The sequence below is a fragment of the Mycoplasma sp. 394 genome (assembly GCF_054353895.1).
On record NZ_JBTHHL010000016.1, the window covers coordinates 1 to 533 of the forward strand.

At 28.0% G+C, this 533-nt stretch carries 1 protein-coding gene; it reads right to left on the reverse strand.

Annotation, left to right across the window (positions count from 1 at the left end; translation table 4 throughout):
- Nucleotides 1–493 (reverse strand): hypothetical protein (locus tag ACXYRQ_RS04260; protein ID WP_458614916.1); only part of this gene is annotated, 493 nt, incomplete at its 3' end.
- Between the last annotated feature and the right edge of the window lie 40 nt (nucleotides 494–533).

Consider the following 533-nt stretch of genomic DNA (forward strand, 5'->3'; position numbering starts at 1 on the left):
ACTTACGCTGATGAAGTGAAAGGATGGAGTCTAAGGAAGTGAAAAGATGAGAGATTTTTTGTTGTTCGGGGAGTGAAGGGGAATACAATTTTTGTTTCAAAAACTCATCATCATTTGCTATTAAAGTATTCTTAGCACCTTTTTGTATAATAGGAAAAAGAAAATTATTTAATCTTGAATCTGATAAAAAGAAATGTTCAATAAATTTAGAATATAATTTATCTTTATAAGGTTTAAAAATAGAATATAAAATTGAAACAATACCCTTCTTAAAAGAATTAACTTTTATTATTCCGTAAGGATTCTTGTTTAACGGCGACTTTGTGTAAACTATATCACAGACATCAAAAACTTTATAATTTCTTAGGTTGTTTCCTGCAAAACTTCTTCCTAAAAATTTTATTTGATTTAGTACACCGTATTCGCCGGAAACAGACAATACATCATCTTTATTAAAAAAGTTGTTTTGATTCTTTTCTGAATATTTATACATCATATCTCCCAAAAGCTCTTGTTCTCAAGCGTGAGTAAAT